This window comes from Luteimonas terricola (assembly GCF_004352845.1).
Lineage (GTDB): Bacteria > Pseudomonadota > Gammaproteobacteria > Xanthomonadales > Xanthomonadaceae > Luteimonas > Luteimonas terricola.
Window position 1 is genome coordinate 190,136 of sequence record NZ_SJRX01000002.1, and the last position, 15,583, is coordinate 205,718.

The following is a 15,583-nucleotide window of genomic DNA, read 5'->3' on the forward strand; positions in this document are numbered from 1 at the left end:
CATGCATGGCCGAACATCGCGAGAAACCGCCGCTGGGACCGCGGCACTGGCCGACATGGCTCGGAATCGGCGCGATGGCGCTGCTCGCGCGCCTGCCCTGGCCGCTGCAGCGCGCGCTGGGGTGCGGCATCGGCGCGCTGCTGCGGCGCGCGCTGCCCTCGCGGCGGCGGATCGCCGCGCGCAACCTCGAGCTGTGCTTCCCGGAGCTCGACGCCGACGCGCGCGACGCGCTGCTGCGCCGCCACTTCGCCGCCATCGGCATCGGCCTGTTCGAATTCGCCCGCGCCTGGTGGGGCTCGGTGGCACCGCTGCGCCGCGGCCTCGTGGTCGAGGGCCTGGAGCACATGGACGCCGCGCGCGCCGGTGGCCGCGGAGTGATCGTGGTCAGCGGCCACTTCACCACGCTCGAGGTCTGCGGCCGGCTGATGTGCGACCACGTGCCACTGGCCGGCATGTACCGCCCGCACGCGCAGCCGGCGATGGAATGGGCGGTGCGCCGCGGCCGCATGCGCTACGCCGCGGCGATGTTCCCCAAGCAGGACCTGCGCGGCACCGTGCGCCACCTCAAGCGCGGCGGCCTGCTCTGGTACGCGCCCGACCAGGACCCGAGCCGTGGCGAAAGCGTGTACGTGCCCTTCTTCGGCCAGCCCGCGCACAGCCTGACCTCGACCCACCAGCTCGCACGCATGTCGGGCGCGGCGGTGCTGTTCTTCCAGCATGCGCGGCGCGAGGACGGCGGCTACACCTTGCGCCTGTTCCCGGCGAGCGAGGGCTATCCCTCGCGCGATGCGACCGCGGACACCGCCGAGGTGATGGCCGCGATCGAGGCCATGGCGCGCGCGGCGCCGGAGCAGTACCTCTGGATCCATCGCCGCTTCAAGCGGCAGCCCGACGGCAGCTCGGCCTACTGAGGCGGCGGACTCAGCGCGCCGCCTCCCTGCGCCTGGTCAGCATGGGCCAACAGGCTGCCGGCATACAGCGCGGCCAGCATCAGGGTCAGCGCGCCCCAGAAGGTGGAATAGAAGGCCAGGTGGGTGTTGAGCGGGAACACCGTCACCAGCAGCGCCAGCATGGCCGGCCGCGCCCGCTCACGCGCGGCAGCGTTCGCGTAGCGCCAGGCGCGCAGCGCCAGGGCCACGCCCGCAAGCCACAGCAGCAGGCCCAGGATGCCGGTCTCGCTGAGCACCTCGAGCACGATCTGGTGCGCGTGCAGGGCCGGGCCATCGCCCCAGGCGGCCAGGGTGCCGGCCTCCGGGTCGCAGGCCGGGAAGGCCTCGCGGAAGCCGCGCACGCCGACGCCGTTGACCGGGTGTTCGCGCACCATGCACAGGGCTGCGCCCCAGATCCGCGCGCGGCCGGACAGCGCGGAATCGACGCCGGTTTCGTCGGCCTGGAGGGCATGCGTGGTCCGCTCCATGCGGCCCCGCACCTCCGGTGATGCCAGGCCGATCGCCACCGTCACCGCGACGCCGGCGGCGAACACCAGCAGCAGCCGCTTCCAGCCCAGCAGGCGCCAGCCCGACAGCAGCAGCACCAGCGCGTACGTCAGCCACGAGGCGCGCGAACCGGCGAACACGATGACCACGCCGATCGCCGCCGCCGCGAGCACCCAGCCCGCGGTGTGCCAGCGGCGGCCGGCCGCATAGAGCGCGAACGGCGACAGGCTCGCCAGCACCAGGCCGAGCTTGAGGTTGCAGGGCCCGAGCACGCCGCCCAGGCGGTCGGCCTGCGCCAGCTCGTCCAGGTTGCACATGGGCCGGCCGCTGATCGCCTGCTTGGCGACGTCGATGCCCCAGAACAACGGGCTGGTGTCGAAGGCCACCTCGACCAGGGCGTCGAGGGTCCAGATGGCGACGATCACCGCCAGTCCTGCGAAGGTCAGGCGCCGGCCACGGTCGTCGGCGACGGCGATCGCCACCAGCCACAGGAAGGGCAGGTAGCGCAGGTCGACCGCGGCTTCGCGCAGCGCGCGCCCGGCATCGACCGAGCCCACCGTCGACAGCAGCTCGGGCAGCCAGTAGGCGAAGAACAACACGCTGGTCAGCGCCCAGGCCGGGCCGCTGAGCAGCTGCGCGCCGCCGCGGAAGCGCGTGCCCAGGAGTTTGATGATGGCCCCAAGGGCACCGAGCACCATGATGCCCTCGGCGTAGCCCGGCGCCGGCCACAGGGCCACGAAGGCCAGCACCCAGTGCGGCGCCCAGCGCCAGCCGGCGGCGGACACGTACGGCGCCGGTGGCGCGATGTCAGCGGAGTTCGTCATAGACCGAGAGCGTGGCGTCCTGCATGGACCGGAGCGAATACCTGGCGGGAACCATCGCGGGAATCGTAGCCGGAAGCGATCCGTCGCGCGCGAGCAGCGCCTGTGCGCGGGCGTGCAGCGCGTCGGCGTCGAAGGCCGGCACCGCACCGGCGGGCTGCAGTTCGTGCAGCAGCTCGCCGACGCCGCCGTGGTCCCAGCCGAGCACCGGACGACCGACGGAGATGGCTTCGATCACCGTGCGGCCGAAGGCCTCGGGCTTGCGCGAGAGCTGCAGCACCAGGTCGCAGGCGGCATAGGCGGCGGCGATGGCGGCGGTGGGTGGCGTGATCGCCACTGCGTCGGCGATGCCCAGCTCCAGTGCGCGCGATTCGAGCTCGGCGAGGTAGGCCGTGCGCGCCGGGTCACGCGCGCCGGGCATCCACAGCCGCGCGTCGCGACCGTCGGCGCGCAGCGCGGCCAGCAGGTCGAGCGCATCGGCATGCCCCTTCAGCCGGGTGCCGCGTCCGGGCAGGAGCAGGAGTGGACCGTCGCCGCCCAGCCGCGGCTCGGCAACTGCCGCGGCGGCGCGCGCGGCGCGGTCGGGCAGCGGCGCGCGCGGGAACTCCGCGGGATCGATGCCGCGCGGGATGACCCGGAGGCGGTCGGAGGCGGTGCGGGGATAGTGGCGCAGGACATGCCCGCGCACGGTGTCGGACACGCAGATCACCCGCTCGCCGCGGGCCATGACCTCGCTGTAGCGCGAGGGCGAGTTGAGGCCGTGCACGGTGGTGACGAACCGCGGGCGCGCGTCCGCGGCCAGCCCGCGCAGCGCACGCCAGCCGACCCAGGCCGGCAGCCGCGAGCGCGCGTGCACGATGTCCACGCCCTGCTCGACCAGCAGCCGCCGCAGCGGGCGCACCAGGCGCAGGGTGGCCGGCGACTTGCGGCCGATGTCGAGCTCGACGTGCTCGGCGCCGGCGTCAAGCAGCGCCGGCAGCAGGCGGCCGCCCGCGGACACCACCAGCGCGCGGTGCCCGGCCGCGACCAAGGCCGCGGAGACTTCCAGCGTGGAACGTTCGACGCCGCCCGACTCCAGGGCCGGGAGCAGCTGCAGGACGGTCAGCGGCCCGGGCATGCGCCGGCGGCGCGCCGCGCCGTGCTCAGTCGACCAGGACGAAGTGGGCGCCGCAGTAGGGGCAATCGGACTGCCCGCCTTCGGTCTCGATCGGCAGGTACACGCGCGGATGCGAGTTCCACAGCGCCATCGACGGCAGCGGGCAGCTCAGCGGCAGGTCGGCGCGGCGCACCTCGTACTGCGTCTGGGCGTTGGCCTGGGTGGGCTGCGACGTGGCGGTGGACATCGTGACGTGACCGGGGGCTGCGGGGACGCGCACAGTTTAGCGCGCCGGCGCGCGCGTGGCCCGCGTCAGGCGGGCAGTTCGAAAAGCAGCAGCCAGGCCGTCCCCACGCCGGCGGCAGTCAGCGAGCCAGGCCCCGCGATGCCCCCTGCCGTCCAGCCGAGGCCGTCGCCGGCGGCGAGGCGCGGGCCGTCCGCGATGACGGCGCCCTCCAGTACCTCGAGCCAGTAGCGGCCACCGCTGCCGGAAGGAAGGGCAAGGGTCGCGCCGGCATCGATGCGCGCCGCCATGATCCGCGCCTGCTGGCGCAGCGGCAGGCTGCCCTTGCGGCCATCGACGGCTGCCAACGTGATCCAGGCACCCGCAGCGGAGGCAGGATCACCCGTGCCGACTTCGGGATCGGCCCCCGACCCGGCGACGCGCACCGCCAGCGCCGGGGACGCGTTCACCCGGTCCGGCTGCAGCCAGCACTCCAGCAGTCGCAGCGGGGCAACGGCCGAGGCGTTGGCCAGGCGCGATTGCATGCCATGCCCGGCGCCCATCCAGAGCGCGTCGCCCCTTGCCACCCGATGGCGTCCGAGATCGCCGCAATCGACGTCCAGGGCGCCATCGAGCACCAGCACGAGCCGCTCCATGTTGGCCACGCGGCCGTCGTCGCGGATGGCGCCGGAAGCCCAGGCCTGCCGCGACAGCACGCGCAGGGCGCCCCAGCCCATCCAGTCGCGATCGACATCGACGCCGCGCGAAAACGCTTCGGTCACGTCGATGCCGTCGCTGCTCCAGCGTCCACGCGCGATGGCGGGACGCAGCCCCGGCGCGACGGCGCCATGGCCCGGACCCGCACTCATTCGATGCGCGCGGCCTCGTCGAACGGCAGCCGCGGCGAACGCGGGAACAGCTGCGCCGGATCGCCCTGGCCGAGGTTGACCAGGATGTTGGAGCGGACCGCGGTGCCCTTGAAGAAGGCCTCGTCGACCATGGCGTTGTCGAAGCCGGTCATCGGCCCGCAGTCCAGGCCCAGGGCGCGCGCGGCCATGATCAGGTAGGCGGTCTGCATGCTCGAGCCGCGCAGGCCGATGCGCTCCAGTCGCGCCTCGTCGGAACCGGCGAACCACGAACGCGCGTCGGTATGCGGGAACAGCACCGGCAGCTTGTCGTAGAAGGCCATGTCATGGCCGACGATCACGGTCACCGGCGCCGCCAGGGTCTTGTCGCGGTTGCCGTCGCTCAGCGCCGGCGCCAGCCTGGCCTTGGCCCCGGGCGAGCGCACGAACACGAAGCGCGCGGGGCAGGAGTTGGCCTCCGTGGGGCCGAACTTCAGCAGGTCGTACAGGGCGCGCAGGGCGTCGTCGCCGACCTCGCCGCCGATGGCGTTGTGGGTGCGGGCTTCGCGGAACAGGCGGGCAAGCGTGGCGTCGGGCAGCGCTTCGGACATCAGGATCCCTCGTGGTTCGATGACAGAGGACCGCAGTGTAGAGTCCCGGCGATGCCTCCAACGTCCCACGGCCGCAACGCATGATCTTGACCGCCACCCAGGGCGATGCACGAGGCGTACTGGCGCTGAGCGACGGCCGTGCCGGCAATGCGCGCCAGGCGCATGCGCTGGCCGCGGCGCTGGCGCCGGCCCCTGGCGGACTGGTGCTTGTACCGAAGGCGCCCTGGCGCTGGCTCGCGCCACGCCGGCTGCCGGGCGACCGCGGCGCATTCGGCCCCGAGTTCGCGGCGCTGCTGGCCGCGCCACCGGCGCTGGCGGTGGGCTGCGGGCGCCAGGCGGCGCTGGCCACGCGCATCCTGCGCGGCCGCGGCGCGCGCGTGGTGCAGCTGCTCGATCCACGCCTGCCCACGCAGCACTGGAACCTGGTGGTCGCGCCCGAGCACGACGGCCTGCGTGGCGGCAACGTCATCAGCCTCGTTGGCAGCCTGCATCCGGTCGACGACGCGTGGCTGGCGCGCGCGCGCGACGCCTTTCCGGATATCGCCAACCTGCCCACGCCGCGGATCGCGGTGCTCGTCGGCGGCCCGAGCGCGCACGCCGGGTTCGGCGTCGCCGATTTCGAGGCGCTGATGGCGGCGGCCGAAGGCATGGCGGCCCGCGCAGGCGGCAGCCTGCTGGTGACCGCCTCGCGGCGCACGCCCGAAGCGGTGCGCGCGGCCTTGCGTGCGCGACCACGGCGGGTGCCGACCCTGGCGTGGGTCGACGCTGCCGACGGCGCCAATCCCTACGCCGGCCTGCTGGCCTGGGCCGACCGCATCGCCTGCACGGCGGACTCGGTGAACATGCTGTCCGAAGCCTGCGCGACCGCGGCGCCGGTCTTCGTGCAGCACCCCGGAGCGATGCGCGGACGCCCGCGACGCTTCATCGACGCGCTGCTCGCGCGCGACCGCATCCGCCCGCTCGACGCCGCCGCCCTGCCCTTCGAGGTCCAGCCGCTGCGCGAGACGACGCGCGTGGCCGCCGAGGTGCGTGCACGCCTGGGGCTGCGCTAGCCGGACGGACAGGGCGCGGCAGCGGCTGCGGCCCGATTGCCCTATGCTCGCGCCAACACGCGTCGAGGGCTCCACACATGGCAACACCCGGCCACGCAGACCGTCCGATCGACCGCTGGTTCGCCAGTTATTCCGACGACCATCGCAACGACACCAACCAGGCCATCCACGTCTTCGCGGTGCCGGCGATCCTGTGGAGCGTGATCGCGCTGCTGTGGTGCATCCCGGCACCGGGCACCCTGTTCAAGCCCGGCATCTGGGCGGCGCTGCCGATGTTCGCGGCCTGGCTGTTCTACCAGCGCGGTTCGCGGCCGCTGGGCACCGGCATGCTGCTGGTGTTCCTGGCGCTGTCGGCGCTGACCTGGTGGCTGCACGGCGTGCTCGGCACCCGCGGGCTGCTCTGGCTCGCGGTGGCCGTGTTCGTGGTCGCCTGGATCGCGCAGTTCGTCGGGCACAAACTCGAGGGGCGCAAGCCCAGCTTCCTCACCGACCTGGTCTACCTGCTGATCGGCCCGGCCTGGGTGCTGTCCAAGCTCTACCGCCGGCTCGGCTGGCGCTGGTAGCCGCGCCCCGGCGCAACGATCCGTGCCATGACGATGGCCTCCGGGCACGCGCGGCGCGCGCCGGCGCAGGCGACAATGGCCCATGTCGCTACGTGACCTCTCCCTGATCCTGGCCATCTGTCTGGCCTGGGCCGGCAACTTCCTGTTCTCGGCCTACGCGCTGCTCGAGATGCCGGCCTTCCTGTACACGGCGCTGCGGATGGCGATCGTGGCGCTGGTGTTGCTGCCGTTCCTGAAGCCCGTGCGGCGCGAACAGTGGCCGCGCTTCCTCGCCGTGGCGCTGTGCATGAACGTGTTCCACTTCGGGCTCAGCTTCTGGGCGCTGCGCCTGGCCGGCGAGCTGTCGGCGGTGGCGATCGTGATGCAGAGCTACGTTCCGATGTCGGCGCTGCTGGCCTGGGTGGTGCTGGGCGAACGCTTCGCCTGGCGCACCGGCACCGCGATCGCGGCCAGCTTCATCGGCGTGCTGGTGATCGGCTTCGATCCTTCGATCGTCGAGAAGCCCGCGGCGATCCTGGCGATGCTGGTTTCGGCGGCCTTCCTGGCCCTGGGCACGGTGCTGATGCGGCGCCTGGGCGGCATCGGCATGGTCACCCAGCAGGGCTGGAGCGCGCTGATCGCGGTGCTGCCGCTGCTGGCGCTCAGCCTGGTCTTCGAGCCGGGCGGGATCGCGGCGCTGGCGACGGTCAGCCCGCGGGCCTGGATCGGCGTGTCCTACTCGGCGCTGGTGGCGTCCCTGCTCGGCCACGGCGTCTACTTCCTGCTGCTGCAGCGCCATCCGGTGGCGCAGCTGACGCCGTGGCTGATGCTGACGCCGCTGCTGGCGGTGCTGCTGGGCATCTTCGTCTGGGGCGACAGTCCCGGACCGCAGCTCTGGATCGGCGGTGCGCTGGTACTGGGCGGCGTGGTGGCGATCGCGCTGCGCGCGCTGGCCAAGGCGCGGCCGCTGCCGCCGGCGCGCGAGATCTGATTCCGGCCGGGCCGACTCAGCCCGGCACGAACATCGTCGCATCGGGCCGGAACGGACGCGGCGCGTGGCCCAGCGCAGCGGCGGCCGGCGCGATGTCGAACACCAGGTCCTGTCGCAGCCGCGCCTGCGCTTCGGCGCCAAAGCCCTCCAGGCGTCCGGCGGCGCGCAGCGCGGCGGCCAGCGCGGCGAACAGCGGCGCGGGCACCTCCAGCAGTCGCGCCGGCGGCTCCAGCACCGCGAGCACGCGCGCCACCATGTCGCGATAGGCCAGCGTCTCGCCGCCCGGCAGGTCATAGCCCGTCCCGCCCGCGCCCACGGCTGCCAGCGCCGCGATCGCGGTCGCCGCAAGATCATCGACGTGCACCGGCTGGCGCAGGCCCGTCGCACCACGCGGCAACACGAACAGCCCGCGCCGCCGCGCCATCGCGGCGATACGGCTCAGCGTCCGGTCGCGGCCCGCGCCGTAGACCAGGGTCGGGCGCAACACGATGGCGTCGGCCCCGCGGGCGCGCGCCGTTGCGAACAGCGCCTGCTCGGACGCTGCGAGGCGTTCGGCCAGTCCGCGCTCTCCGGCATCGGCGGATCCGCGCTTGACTGCCAGGCTGGTCGAACCGAATGCGACCACGCGCGGCGCGACCACGGCGGCCGCAGACTGCCAGTGCGCGAACCGGTCCAGCGGCCCGCAGCTGAGGATCGCGTCGTAGTCGGACGCCAGCGCCGGCATCGCATCGAATCCTCCGCCCAGCCAGCGCAGCCCCGGCCGCGGCGCGTGCGCCGTGCGCGACAGCGCGTCCACCTGCCAACCCGCACGCAGCAGGCGCGCGAGCACCGCCGCGCCGACCTGCCCGCTGCCGCCGAACACCAGCGCCCGACTGCGCGTGGCGGTCATGCAGGTCGCGCCCGCAGAGGCCCGATCGAACGGTCGGAGATGGAATGCATCGGCTCAGGATAGGCGACGCCGGATGCGGGAAGTCATATCGACCGCTGTTAGAATCTCCCGACGGCCGTGCGGAGCGCGGTTTTCCCCTGCAATATCCAAGGACACAGATGCTTGAACTGATGCTGGCCCTGCCATTCGTGCTGGCGCTGGTGCTCGCGATCCTGCGCGACGCTCCGGCCCGGGCGGTCGCATGGCTCGCGGGCCTTGCGCCGCTGCTCGCGCTGGCGGTGCTGGTCTGGCTGACCCCGGCGGTGATGGGCGGTGAAATCCCGCGCGCGATGCACGAATGGCTGCCGCAGGCCGGCCTCGCCTTCAGCCTGCGCCTGGATGGCCTGGGCTGGATGTTCTCGCTGATGGTGCTCGGCATCGGCGCACTGGTGGTGCTGTACGCCCACTACTACCTCGGCCCGCAGGAAAAGACGCGGCGCTTCTTCTGCTTCCTGCTCATTTTCATGGGCTCCATGCTCGGCATGGTGCTGTCGGGCAACCTGCTGCTCACGGTGGTGTTCTGGGAACTCACCTCGATCAGCTCCTTCCTGCTGATCGGCTTCTGGTTCCACCGCGACGACGCCCGCGAGGGCGCGCGCATGGCGCTGACCATCACCGCCGCCGGCGGCCTGGCGCTGCTCGGCGGCGTGGTGCTGATCGGTCGCGTGGTGGGCAGCTACGAGCTTGACGCCGTGCTCGCCGCCGGCGACGCCATCCGTGCGCACGAGCTCTATCCCTGGATCCTCGGCCTGGTGCTGGCCGGCGTGTTCACCAAGAGCGCCCAGTTCCCGTTCCACTTCTGGCTGCCGCACGCGATGGCCGCGCCGACCCCGGTCTCGGCCTACCTGCACTCGGCGACGATGGTGAAGGCCGGCGTGTTCCTGCTCGCGCGCCTGCATCCGGCGCTCGCCGGCACCGACCTGTTCTTCTACGTGGTGTCCACCGTCGGCGCGATCACCCTGCTCATCGGCGCGTGGAACGCGATCTTCCAGCACGACATGAAGGGCGTGCTGGCCTATTCGACCATCTCGCACCTGGGGCTCATCACCCTGCTGCTGGGCCTGTCGACGCCGATGGCGGTGGTGGCGGCGATGTTCCACATCCTCAACCACGCGACCTTCAAGGCCTCGCTGTTCATGGCCGCCGGCATCATCGACCACGAGACCGGCACCCGCGACATGCGGCGCCTGGGCGGGCTGCGCCGGCTGATGCCCTATACCAGCGCGCTGGCGATCATCGCCTCGCTGGCCATGGCCGGGATCCCGCTGCTCAACGGCTTCCTGTCCAAGGAAATGTTCTTCGCCCAGGCGCTGGAGATCGAGGGCCATGAGGCGATGCGCGTCTTCGTCAGCATCGCCGCCTTCCTGTTCGCCACCTTTGGCGTCGCCTACAGCATGCGTTTCGTCCACGACACCTTCCTTGGCCGTGGCCCGCGCGCGGTCGAACACGAGGTCCATGAGCCGCCGCGCTTCATGCAGGTGCCGGTCGCGATCCTGGTGGTGACCTGCGTGGCGGTCGGCATCGCGCCACAGTGGACCGTGGGCCCGGCGCTGCGCACCGCGGCGCGCGGCGTGCTTGGCGATGCACTCCCCGATTACAGCCTGGCCGTCTGGCATGGCATCAACACGCCCCTGCTGATGAGCCTGGGCGGCGTGGTCTGCGGCATCCTGCTGTACCTGGGCCTGAATCGCGTGCTCGACCTGCATGCCATCGTGCGCCAGTCGCAGGGCCGCAAGCTGTTCCACCTCAACATCGAGGCGCTGTTCCGGCTCGGCCGTCGCTTCACCCACACTGTCGCCAATGGCAGCATGCAGCGCAGCCTGCTGTGGCTGGTGCTGGTGGCAATCGCCGCCGGCGCAGCGCCGTTCATTGCCGCATGGGGCGAGCCGCGACACGAGACGGTCTTCATCGGACAGCCGATGGTGCGCCTGGCCTGGGTGCTATGGCTGCTGCTTGTCGCCTGCGCGCTGGGCACCCTGGCGCTGTACCGGCACAGACTGCTCGCGGTCCTGGTGATGGGTGGTTGCGGACTGGCGGTCAGCATGACCTTCATCGGCCTGTCCGCGCCCGACCTCGCGCTCACCCAGCTGCTGGTGGAGCTGGTGACCGTGGCGCTGATGCTGCTGGGCCTGCACTACCTGCCCAAGGATTCGCCGCGCCCCCGCTCGATGCCAAGGCGCGTACGCGACGCCGCCGTCGCCCTGGTCGCCGGCGCCGGCACGGCCGGACTCGCCTGGGCGATGATGACCCGCCCAGCGGCGAATGCCGTGGCCGCCGAGATCACCGCGCGCGCCCTGCCCGAAGCCTGGGGCAGCAACATCGTCAACGTGATCCTGGTGGACTTCCGCAGCTTCGACACACTGGCGGAGATCACCGTGTTCGGCATCGCCGGCCTCGCCGTGCACGCCATGCTTCGCCACGCGCGCATGGCGCCGGAGAAGGTCATGCCCGGCCCGCCGATCAAGCTGCCGGTGCCCGCCGACCTCGCACAGATGATGTTTCCGCTGACCCTGGTCGTGTCGATCTTCCTGTTCCTGCGCGGCCACAACTCGCCCGGCGGTGGCTTCATCGCCGGCCTGACCCTGGCGGTGCCGCTGCTGATCCAGTACGTCATCCAGGGCGCGGCCTCGGTGGAGTCGCGCTTCGGCTTCGACTACATCCGCGCGATCGGCCTCGGCCTGCTGGTGGCGCTGGCAGGCGGCGCCGGGGCGATGCTGTTCGACATGCCCTTCCTGTCCACTGGACACTACGACCTTGAGCTGCCGCTGCTGGGGACGATCCCGCTTGCCAGCGCCCTGGTCTTCGACCTCGGCGTCTACCTGGTCGTGTTCGGGAGCACCATGCTGATCCTGTCGATGATGGGCACCCTCCGGCCCTCCAAGAGGATGATCGCCCACCGCGGCATCATCGATCCGGCCACGCGCTCCGCGATCACGGGGGAGGCCGCCTGATGGAAATGGCGATTGCAAGCGGCATCGGCGTGCTGGTCTTCGCCGGCGTGTACCTGATCCTGCGCGCGCGCAGCTTCGACGTGATCCTCGGACTCACCCTGCTGTCGTACGCGACCAACCTGCTGATCTTCTCCAGCGGCCGGCTGGTCGTGGGCAAGCCGCCCGTGCTGCAGCCGGGCATGGAGGCGACGCTCGCCAACCACACCGACCCGCTGCCGCAGGCGCTGGTGCTGACCGCGATCGTGATCTCGTTCGCGATGACCGCAGTGATGATCGTGCTGGCGATACGCAGCCGCGCCGACAACGACAGCGACCATGTCGACGCCGGCGACGTGCGTGACGACAGGGAGGATCGCTGATGGACCACCTGGCGATCCTCCCGATCCTGCTGCCGCTGCTCGGCGGCGCGCTGTCGCTGTTCGTCGAACGCCGCCGCGTCGGCACCGTGGTGCAGCGGTCGGTGGCGTGGGTGTTCATGCTTGCCACGCTGCTGGCCTCGATCCTGCTCGTGGCGCGCGCGAACGAAGGCTCCATCCTGGTCTACCTGGTGGGCGACTGGCCGGCGCGCATCGGCGTCGCGCTGATGGTCGACCGGCTCTCGGCGCTGATGGTGCTCGCCACCTCGCTTCTGGGCGTGGCCTGCCTGCTGCACGCATGCTCGGGCTGGGACCGTCGCGCGCCGCACTTCCACGCGCTGTTCCAGCTGCAGCTGATGGGCCTCAACGGCGCCTTCCTGACCGGCGACATCTTCAACCTGTTCGTGTTCTTCGAGGTGATGCTGATCGCGTCCTACGGCCTGCTGCTGTCCGGCGGGCGCGGCGTGCGCATGAGCGCGGGCCTGCACTACGTGGCCTTCAACATCGCCGCCTCCACCCTGTTCCTGGTCGCGCTGGGCCTGGTGTACGGCGTATTCGGCACGCTCAACATGGCCGAGATCTCGGTGCGCATCGCTGAGCTGCCGGAAGCCACGTTGCTGCTGGCCAAGGCCACCATCGGCCTGCTGCTGGTCGTGTTCTGCGCCAAGGCCGCGCTGCTGCCGCTGTACCTGTGGCTGCCCGAGGCCTATACCCGCGCCCCGGCGGCGGTGGCGGCGCTGTTCGCGATCATGACCAAGGTCGGCATCTACGCGGTGCTGCGCATCAGTTCGCTGATGCTCGGCGACGGCGCCGGCGCGATGGCCGGCTATGGCTGGGAGTGGATGCTGCCTGCGGCGGTCGGCGGACTGGCGCTGGCCACGCTGGGCGTGCTCGCCGCTTCGCGGCTGCGGGTGCTGGTCGCCTACGTGGTCCTGGTCTCGGCGACCACGCTGTTCATCGCCTTCGGCCTGCGCTCGGCCGGCACCGTCGCCGCGGGGCTGTACTACCTGGTGCACAGCACCTTCGTCGCGGCGGCGCTGTTCCTGATCGCGGACCTGGTGCGCCGCGGCCGTGGCGACGCCGGCGACGCGCTTCGCGCCTTCGCCCCGGCCCCGGGCGTGCGGGTGATGGCAGGCGTGATGTTCATGGTGGGCGCGGTGTCGGTGGCGGGATTGCCGCCGCTGTCGGGCTTCATCGGCAAGACCATGCTGCTGCAGGCGATCCCTGAGACCGACGTCCAATGGGCGTGGCCGGCGATCCTCGGCAGCAGCATGCTGGTGATCGTGGGCCTGACCCGCGCCGGGACGCGGATCTTCTGGAAGCCCGCGCCCGTGCAGCCGATGCCACCCGACGCCGGTCCGCGAAGCGCGCCCGGCAGCCTGCGCCTGCCCGAAACCGTCGCCACCATGCTGCTGCTGTCCTACGGCGTGGCGATGGCGGTCGTGCCGGGCCCCGTGACGGCCTACACCCGCGCAACCGCCGAACAGCTGCTCGCGCCATCGACCTACGTCGACCAGGTGCGCGCCGCGCTGCCGCAGAGGAGGCTGCCATGAACCTCCGTCGCTTCCTGCCCTCGCTGCCGCTGACCCTGGCGATCATGGCCTTCTGGCTGCTCATGGTGTCCGAGATCAACGCGGCGCAGGTGACGCTGGCGCTCATCCTGGGCCTGGTGATCCCGCTGTACGCGACCCGCATCGACCGCGAGTTCGCCCGCATCGGCAGCCTCCGTCCGCTGCCCAGGTTCTTCATGGTGTTGCTGTGGGACATCCTGCTCAGCAACGTCCGCGTCGCGCGGCAGGTGCTCGGCCCGGAAGCCAGGATCCATTCCGGATTCATCTGGTATCCGCTTGAAATCGACAACATCCACGGCATCACCGCCCTGGCCTGCTGCATCACTCTTACGCCCGGCACGGTGACCGCGGCGCTCTCGGACGACCGGCGCTTCCTGCTGGTGCATGTGTTCGATATCTCCGACGAGGCCGGCCTGGTGGCCGACATCAAGTCGAAGTACGAACGCCCGTTGATGGAGGTCTTCCCTTGAACGCGCCCGAACTCCCCGGCATCCAGCTCTTTGGCCATGGCCTGGTCGAACTCGCGATCGGTACCGCCATGTACGTGGTCGGGTTCGCGATGCTGCTCGCCCTGTGGCGGCTGCTGCGCGGCCCCACCGTGCCCGACCGGATCCTGGCCCTGGACACCCTCAACGTCACCGCCATCGCGGAACTGATGCTGCTGGGCATGCACCTGCGGACCGCCATCTACTTCGAAGCCGCGCTGATCATCGCCATGCTGGGCTTCGTCAGCACCGTGGTGCTGAGCAAATACGTGATCCGGAGGGATATCGTCGAATGAACGTCTTCTGGGAACTGCTGCTGGTGGCACTGCTGTTCGTGGGCAGCTTCTTCATCCTGATGGGCGGGATCGGCGTGGTGAAGCTGTCGGAGTTCTTCCGCCGGCTGCACGCGCCGACCAAGGCCAGCACGCTGGGCGTGGGCTGCGTGCTCGCAGCATCGGTCGGCTACCACCTGTTCGTGGGCAGCGACCCGCAGCCACGCGAATTGCTGATCACGGCGTTCCTGCTGATCACCGCGCCGATCAGTGCGCACCTGATGTCGAAGGCGGCGCTGTCGCTGCGCATGGACGAATGGCCCCAGCTGCCGGGGCGTTCGGAAGAGGACACGCACGTTCCGCCGCGGCCCGACGGCGGCGACGACGAAAGCTACTGAGCAGGCGGATGCGAGCTGCGTCGCCGGCGCCCGGAATGCCACTCAGCCCAGCAGCGCGAACTCCAGCGCCAGCCAGGCCAGCAGCGCCACCAGCAGCAGGGCACCCTCGCCGCGGCTGACGGTGGTGTTGCCGCGCAGCAGGGGCACCAGCAGCAGCGCGAACAGGAACGCCGCCGGCAGCTCCAGGCGCACGAACGAGGCCGGCACCGGCACCATGCCGCTGATCGCGGCCATGCCGCCCAGCACCACCAGCAGGTTGAACAGGCTGGAGCCGATCACGTGGCCGGCGACGATGTCGCCCTGCCCCCGCCGCGCCGCCGCGACCGCGGCCGCGGCCTCGGGCAGCGCCGTGCCGATCGCGACCAGCACCAGGCCTGCGACCAGCGAGTCCATGCCCAGGGCTTGGCCGATCACCGGCACCTGGGCCACGATCCAGCCGGCGCCGAACCACAGCAGCACGGCGGCCAGCACCACGCGCCCCGTGTTCAGGCCGAGTCCCCCACGGGTGGCTGCGAAGGCATCGACCTCCGCGCGCACCTCGGGCGACTCGTCGTCGGCACGCCTGGCGGCGAACACGACCACGACCACGAACACGAGCAGCAGGACCACGCCCTCGACGCGCGACAGACCACCGTCGAGGCTGAGCAGCGCCACCGCCACCGTAGCCAGCAGCAGCACCGCCAGCAGCGGCGACAGCGCGCGCCAACGCAGCACCAGCGGCGCCGCCAGCGCGGCAGCACCCAGGGTCAGGCCGATGTTGGCGATATTGCTGCCCACCGCGTTGCCCAGCGCCAGCGCGCTGTCGCCGGACGCCACTGCACGTGCATTGACCGCGAGTTCCGGCAGCGAGGTGGCCACCGCCACCAGACCCAGGCCGGCGGCAAAGCGCGGAATGCGCAGGCGTTCGGCAAGCCCCGCGGCGCCCTTCACCAGCGAGTCGCCGCCCAGGGCGAGGAACACGAGCCCCAACAGAGTGAATCCGATCGCCTCAACCATCGCACGCCT

The 15,583-nt window shown here is 71.6% G+C and carries 17 protein-coding genes; 10 read left to right on the forward strand and 7 right to left on the reverse strand.

Annotated features, from left to right (window positions below):
• Positions 1-5 precede the first annotated feature (5 nt).
• Positions 6-911, forward strand: coding sequence for an LpxL/LpxP family Kdo(2)-lipid IV(A) lauroyl/palmitoleoyl acyltransferase (lpxL, locus tag E2169_RS05565; RefSeq protein ID WP_132985633.1), 906 nt, complete (start codon positions 6-8; stop codon positions 909-911).
• On the opposite strand, the gene E2169_RS05570 is transcribed toward lpxL, so the two are convergent.
• From E2169_RS05570 to E2169_RS05590, 5 genes are all read right to left on the reverse strand, one after another.
• Positions 905-2,260: an O-antigen ligase family protein gene (locus tag E2169_RS05570; RefSeq protein WP_132985634.1), complete on the reverse strand. Its 1,356-nt coding sequence runs from the start codon at positions 2,258-2,260 to the stop codon at positions 905-907. The two genes, lpxL and E2169_RS05570, sit on opposite strands and share 7 nt — an antisense overlap.
• Positions 2,244-3,374, reverse strand: coding sequence for a glycosyltransferase (locus tag E2169_RS05575; RefSeq protein WP_132985635.1), 1,131 nt, complete (start codon positions 3,372-3,374; stop codon positions 2,244-2,246). The genes E2169_RS05570 and E2169_RS05575 overlap by 17 nt, the downstream gene beginning before the upstream one ends.
• 25 nt (positions 3,375-3,399) lie before the next feature.
• The gene (locus E2169_RS05580; protein WP_132985636.1) at positions 3,400-3,600 is read right to left on the reverse strand and encodes a zinc-finger domain-containing protein; all 201 of its coding nucleotides are present in this window, start codon (positions 3,598-3,600) and stop codon (positions 3,400-3,402) included.
• Positions 3,601-3,665: 65 nt separating this feature from the next.
• Complete coding sequence (locus E2169_RS05585; protein ID WP_132985637.1) at positions 3,666-4,445, reverse strand: pirin family protein; 780 nt, start codon at positions 4,443-4,445, stop codon at positions 3,666-3,668.
• Entirely contained in the window at positions 4,442-5,032 is a 591-nt protein-coding gene (locus E2169_RS05590; RefSeq protein WP_132985638.1) for a malonic semialdehyde reductase, read from the reverse strand. The genes E2169_RS05585 and E2169_RS05590 overlap by 4 nt, the downstream gene beginning before the upstream one ends.
• A gap of 80 nt (positions 5,033-5,112) precedes the next feature.
• Between E2169_RS05590 and E2169_RS05595 the strand changes: the two genes are divergently transcribed.
• The 3 genes from E2169_RS05595 (at position 5,113) to E2169_RS05605 (ending at position 7,617) form a co-directional block, all read left to right on the forward strand.
• A complete protein-coding gene (locus E2169_RS05595) occupies positions 5,113-6,084 on the forward strand; it encodes a mitochondrial fission ELM1 family protein (protein ID WP_132985639.1) in 972 nt (323 codons plus the stop codon).
• 77 nt (positions 6,085-6,161) lie between these two features.
• On the forward strand, positions 6,162-6,647 hold the full coding sequence (locus tag E2169_RS05600) for an Mpo1 family 2-hydroxy fatty acid dioxygenase (RefSeq protein WP_132985640.1): 486 nt from the start codon (positions 6,162-6,164) through the stop codon (positions 6,645-6,647).
• An 82-nt stretch (positions 6,648-6,729) separates the two neighbouring features.
• A complete protein-coding gene (locus tag E2169_RS05605; protein ID WP_132985641.1) occupies positions 6,730-7,617 on the forward strand; it encodes a DMT family transporter in 888 nt (295 codons plus the stop codon).
• 16 nt (positions 7,618-7,633) lie between these two features.
• On the opposite strand, the gene E2169_RS05610 is transcribed toward E2169_RS05605, so the two are convergent.
• Positions 7,634-8,506 (reverse strand): NAD-dependent epimerase/dehydratase family protein, encoded by an 873-nt coding sequence (locus E2169_RS05610; RefSeq protein WP_132985642.1) that lies wholly within the window; start codon positions 8,504-8,506, stop codon positions 7,634-7,636.
• 158 nt (positions 8,507-8,664) lie between these two features.
• Between E2169_RS05610 and E2169_RS05615 the strand changes: the two genes are divergently transcribed.
• The 6 genes from E2169_RS05615 (at position 8,665) to E2169_RS05640 (ending at position 14,578) form a co-directional block, all read left to right on the forward strand.
• Positions 8,665-11,496, forward strand: coding sequence for a monovalent cation/H+ antiporter subunit A (locus E2169_RS05615; protein WP_132985643.1), 2,832 nt, complete (start codon positions 8,665-8,667; stop codon positions 11,494-11,496).
• The gene (locus E2169_RS05620) at positions 11,496-11,855 is read left to right on the forward strand and encodes a Na+/H+ antiporter subunit C (protein WP_132985644.1); all 360 of its coding nucleotides are present in this window, start codon (positions 11,496-11,498) and stop codon (positions 11,853-11,855) included. Before E2169_RS05615 ends, E2169_RS05620 begins: the two co-directional genes overlap by 1 nt.
• Positions 11,855-13,405, forward strand: coding sequence for a monovalent cation/H+ antiporter subunit D (locus E2169_RS05625; RefSeq protein ID WP_132985645.1), 1,551 nt, complete (start codon positions 11,855-11,857; stop codon positions 13,403-13,405). The genes E2169_RS05620 and E2169_RS05625 overlap by 1 nt, the downstream gene beginning before the upstream one ends.
• The gene (locus E2169_RS05630) at positions 13,402-13,893 is read left to right on the forward strand and encodes a Na+/H+ antiporter subunit E (RefSeq protein WP_132985646.1); all 492 of its coding nucleotides are present in this window, start codon (positions 13,402-13,404) and stop codon (positions 13,891-13,893) included. The genes E2169_RS05625 and E2169_RS05630 overlap by 4 nt, the downstream gene beginning before the upstream one ends.
• Positions 13,894-13,961: 68 nt before the next feature.
• Positions 13,962-14,204, forward strand: coding sequence for a K+/H+ antiporter subunit F (locus E2169_RS05635; RefSeq protein ID WP_132985994.1), 243 nt, complete (start codon positions 13,962-13,964; stop codon positions 14,202-14,204).
• Complete coding sequence (locus E2169_RS05640) at positions 14,201-14,578, forward strand: Na+/H+ antiporter subunit G (RefSeq protein ID WP_132985647.1); 378 nt, start codon at positions 14,201-14,203, stop codon at positions 14,576-14,578. The genes E2169_RS05635 and E2169_RS05640 overlap by 4 nt, the downstream gene beginning before the upstream one ends.
• A gap of 42 nt (positions 14,579-14,620) precedes the next feature.
• On the opposite strand, the gene E2169_RS05645 is transcribed toward E2169_RS05640, so the two are convergent.
• The gene (locus tag E2169_RS05645; RefSeq protein WP_132985648.1) at positions 14,621-15,574 is read right to left on the reverse strand and encodes a sodium:calcium antiporter; all 954 of its coding nucleotides are present in this window, start codon (positions 15,572-15,574) and stop codon (positions 14,621-14,623) included.
• Between the last annotated feature and the right edge of the window lie 9 nt (positions 15,575-15,583).

Excerpts from the sequence above, each read along its gene's own strand:
- lpxL (WP_132985633.1), top strand. The coding sequence starts at position 6 with ATGGCCGAACATCGCGAGAAACCGCCGCTGGGACCGCGGCACTGGCCG.
- E2169_RS05570 (WP_132985634.1), bottom strand. The coding sequence starts at position 2,260 with ATGACGAACTCCGCTGACATCGCGCCACCGGCGCCGTACGTGTCCGCC.
- E2169_RS05575 (WP_132985635.1), bottom strand. The coding sequence starts at position 3,374 with ATGCCCGGGCCGCTGACCGTCCTGCAGCTGCTCCCGGCCCTGGAGTCG.
- E2169_RS05580 (WP_132985636.1), bottom strand. The coding sequence starts at position 3,600 with ATGTCCACCGCCACGTCGCAGCCCACCCAGGCCAACGCCCAGACGCAG.
- E2169_RS05585 (WP_132985637.1), bottom strand. The coding sequence starts at position 4,445 with ATGAGTGCGGGTCCGGGCCATGGCGCCGTCGCGCCGGGGCTGCGTCCC.
- E2169_RS05590 (WP_132985638.1), bottom strand. The coding sequence starts at position 5,032 with ATGTCCGAAGCGCTGCCCGACGCCACGCTTGCCCGCCTGTTCCGCGAA.
- E2169_RS05595 (WP_132985639.1), top strand. The coding sequence starts at position 5,113 with ATGATCTTGACCGCCACCCAGGGCGATGCACGAGGCGTACTGGCGCTG.
- E2169_RS05600 (WP_132985640.1), top strand. The coding sequence starts at position 6,162 with ATGGCAACACCCGGCCACGCAGACCGTCCGATCGACCGCTGGTTCGCC.
- E2169_RS05605 (WP_132985641.1), top strand. The coding sequence starts at position 6,730 with ATGTCGCTACGTGACCTCTCCCTGATCCTGGCCATCTGTCTGGCCTGG.
- E2169_RS05610 (WP_132985642.1), bottom strand. The coding sequence starts at position 8,506 with ATGACCGCCACGCGCAGTCGGGCGCTGGTGTTCGGCGGCAGCGGGCAG.
- E2169_RS05615 (WP_132985643.1), top strand. The coding sequence starts at position 8,665 with ATGCTTGAACTGATGCTGGCCCTGCCATTCGTGCTGGCGCTGGTGCTC.
- E2169_RS05620 (WP_132985644.1), top strand. The coding sequence starts at position 11,496 with ATGGAAATGGCGATTGCAAGCGGCATCGGCGTGCTGGTCTTCGCCGGC.
- E2169_RS05625 (WP_132985645.1), top strand. The coding sequence starts at position 11,855 with ATGGACCACCTGGCGATCCTCCCGATCCTGCTGCCGCTGCTCGGCGGC.
- E2169_RS05630 (WP_132985646.1), top strand. The coding sequence starts at position 13,402 with ATGAACCTCCGTCGCTTCCTGCCCTCGCTGCCGCTGACCCTGGCGATC.
- E2169_RS05635 (WP_132985994.1), top strand. The coding sequence starts at position 13,962 with ATGTACGTGGTCGGGTTCGCGATGCTGCTCGCCCTGTGGCGGCTGCTG.
- E2169_RS05640 (WP_132985647.1), top strand. The coding sequence starts at position 14,201 with ATGAACGTCTTCTGGGAACTGCTGCTGGTGGCACTGCTGTTCGTGGGC.
- E2169_RS05645 (WP_132985648.1), bottom strand. The coding sequence starts at position 15,574 with ATGGTTGAGGCGATCGGATTCACTCTGTTGGGGCTCGTGTTCCTCGCC.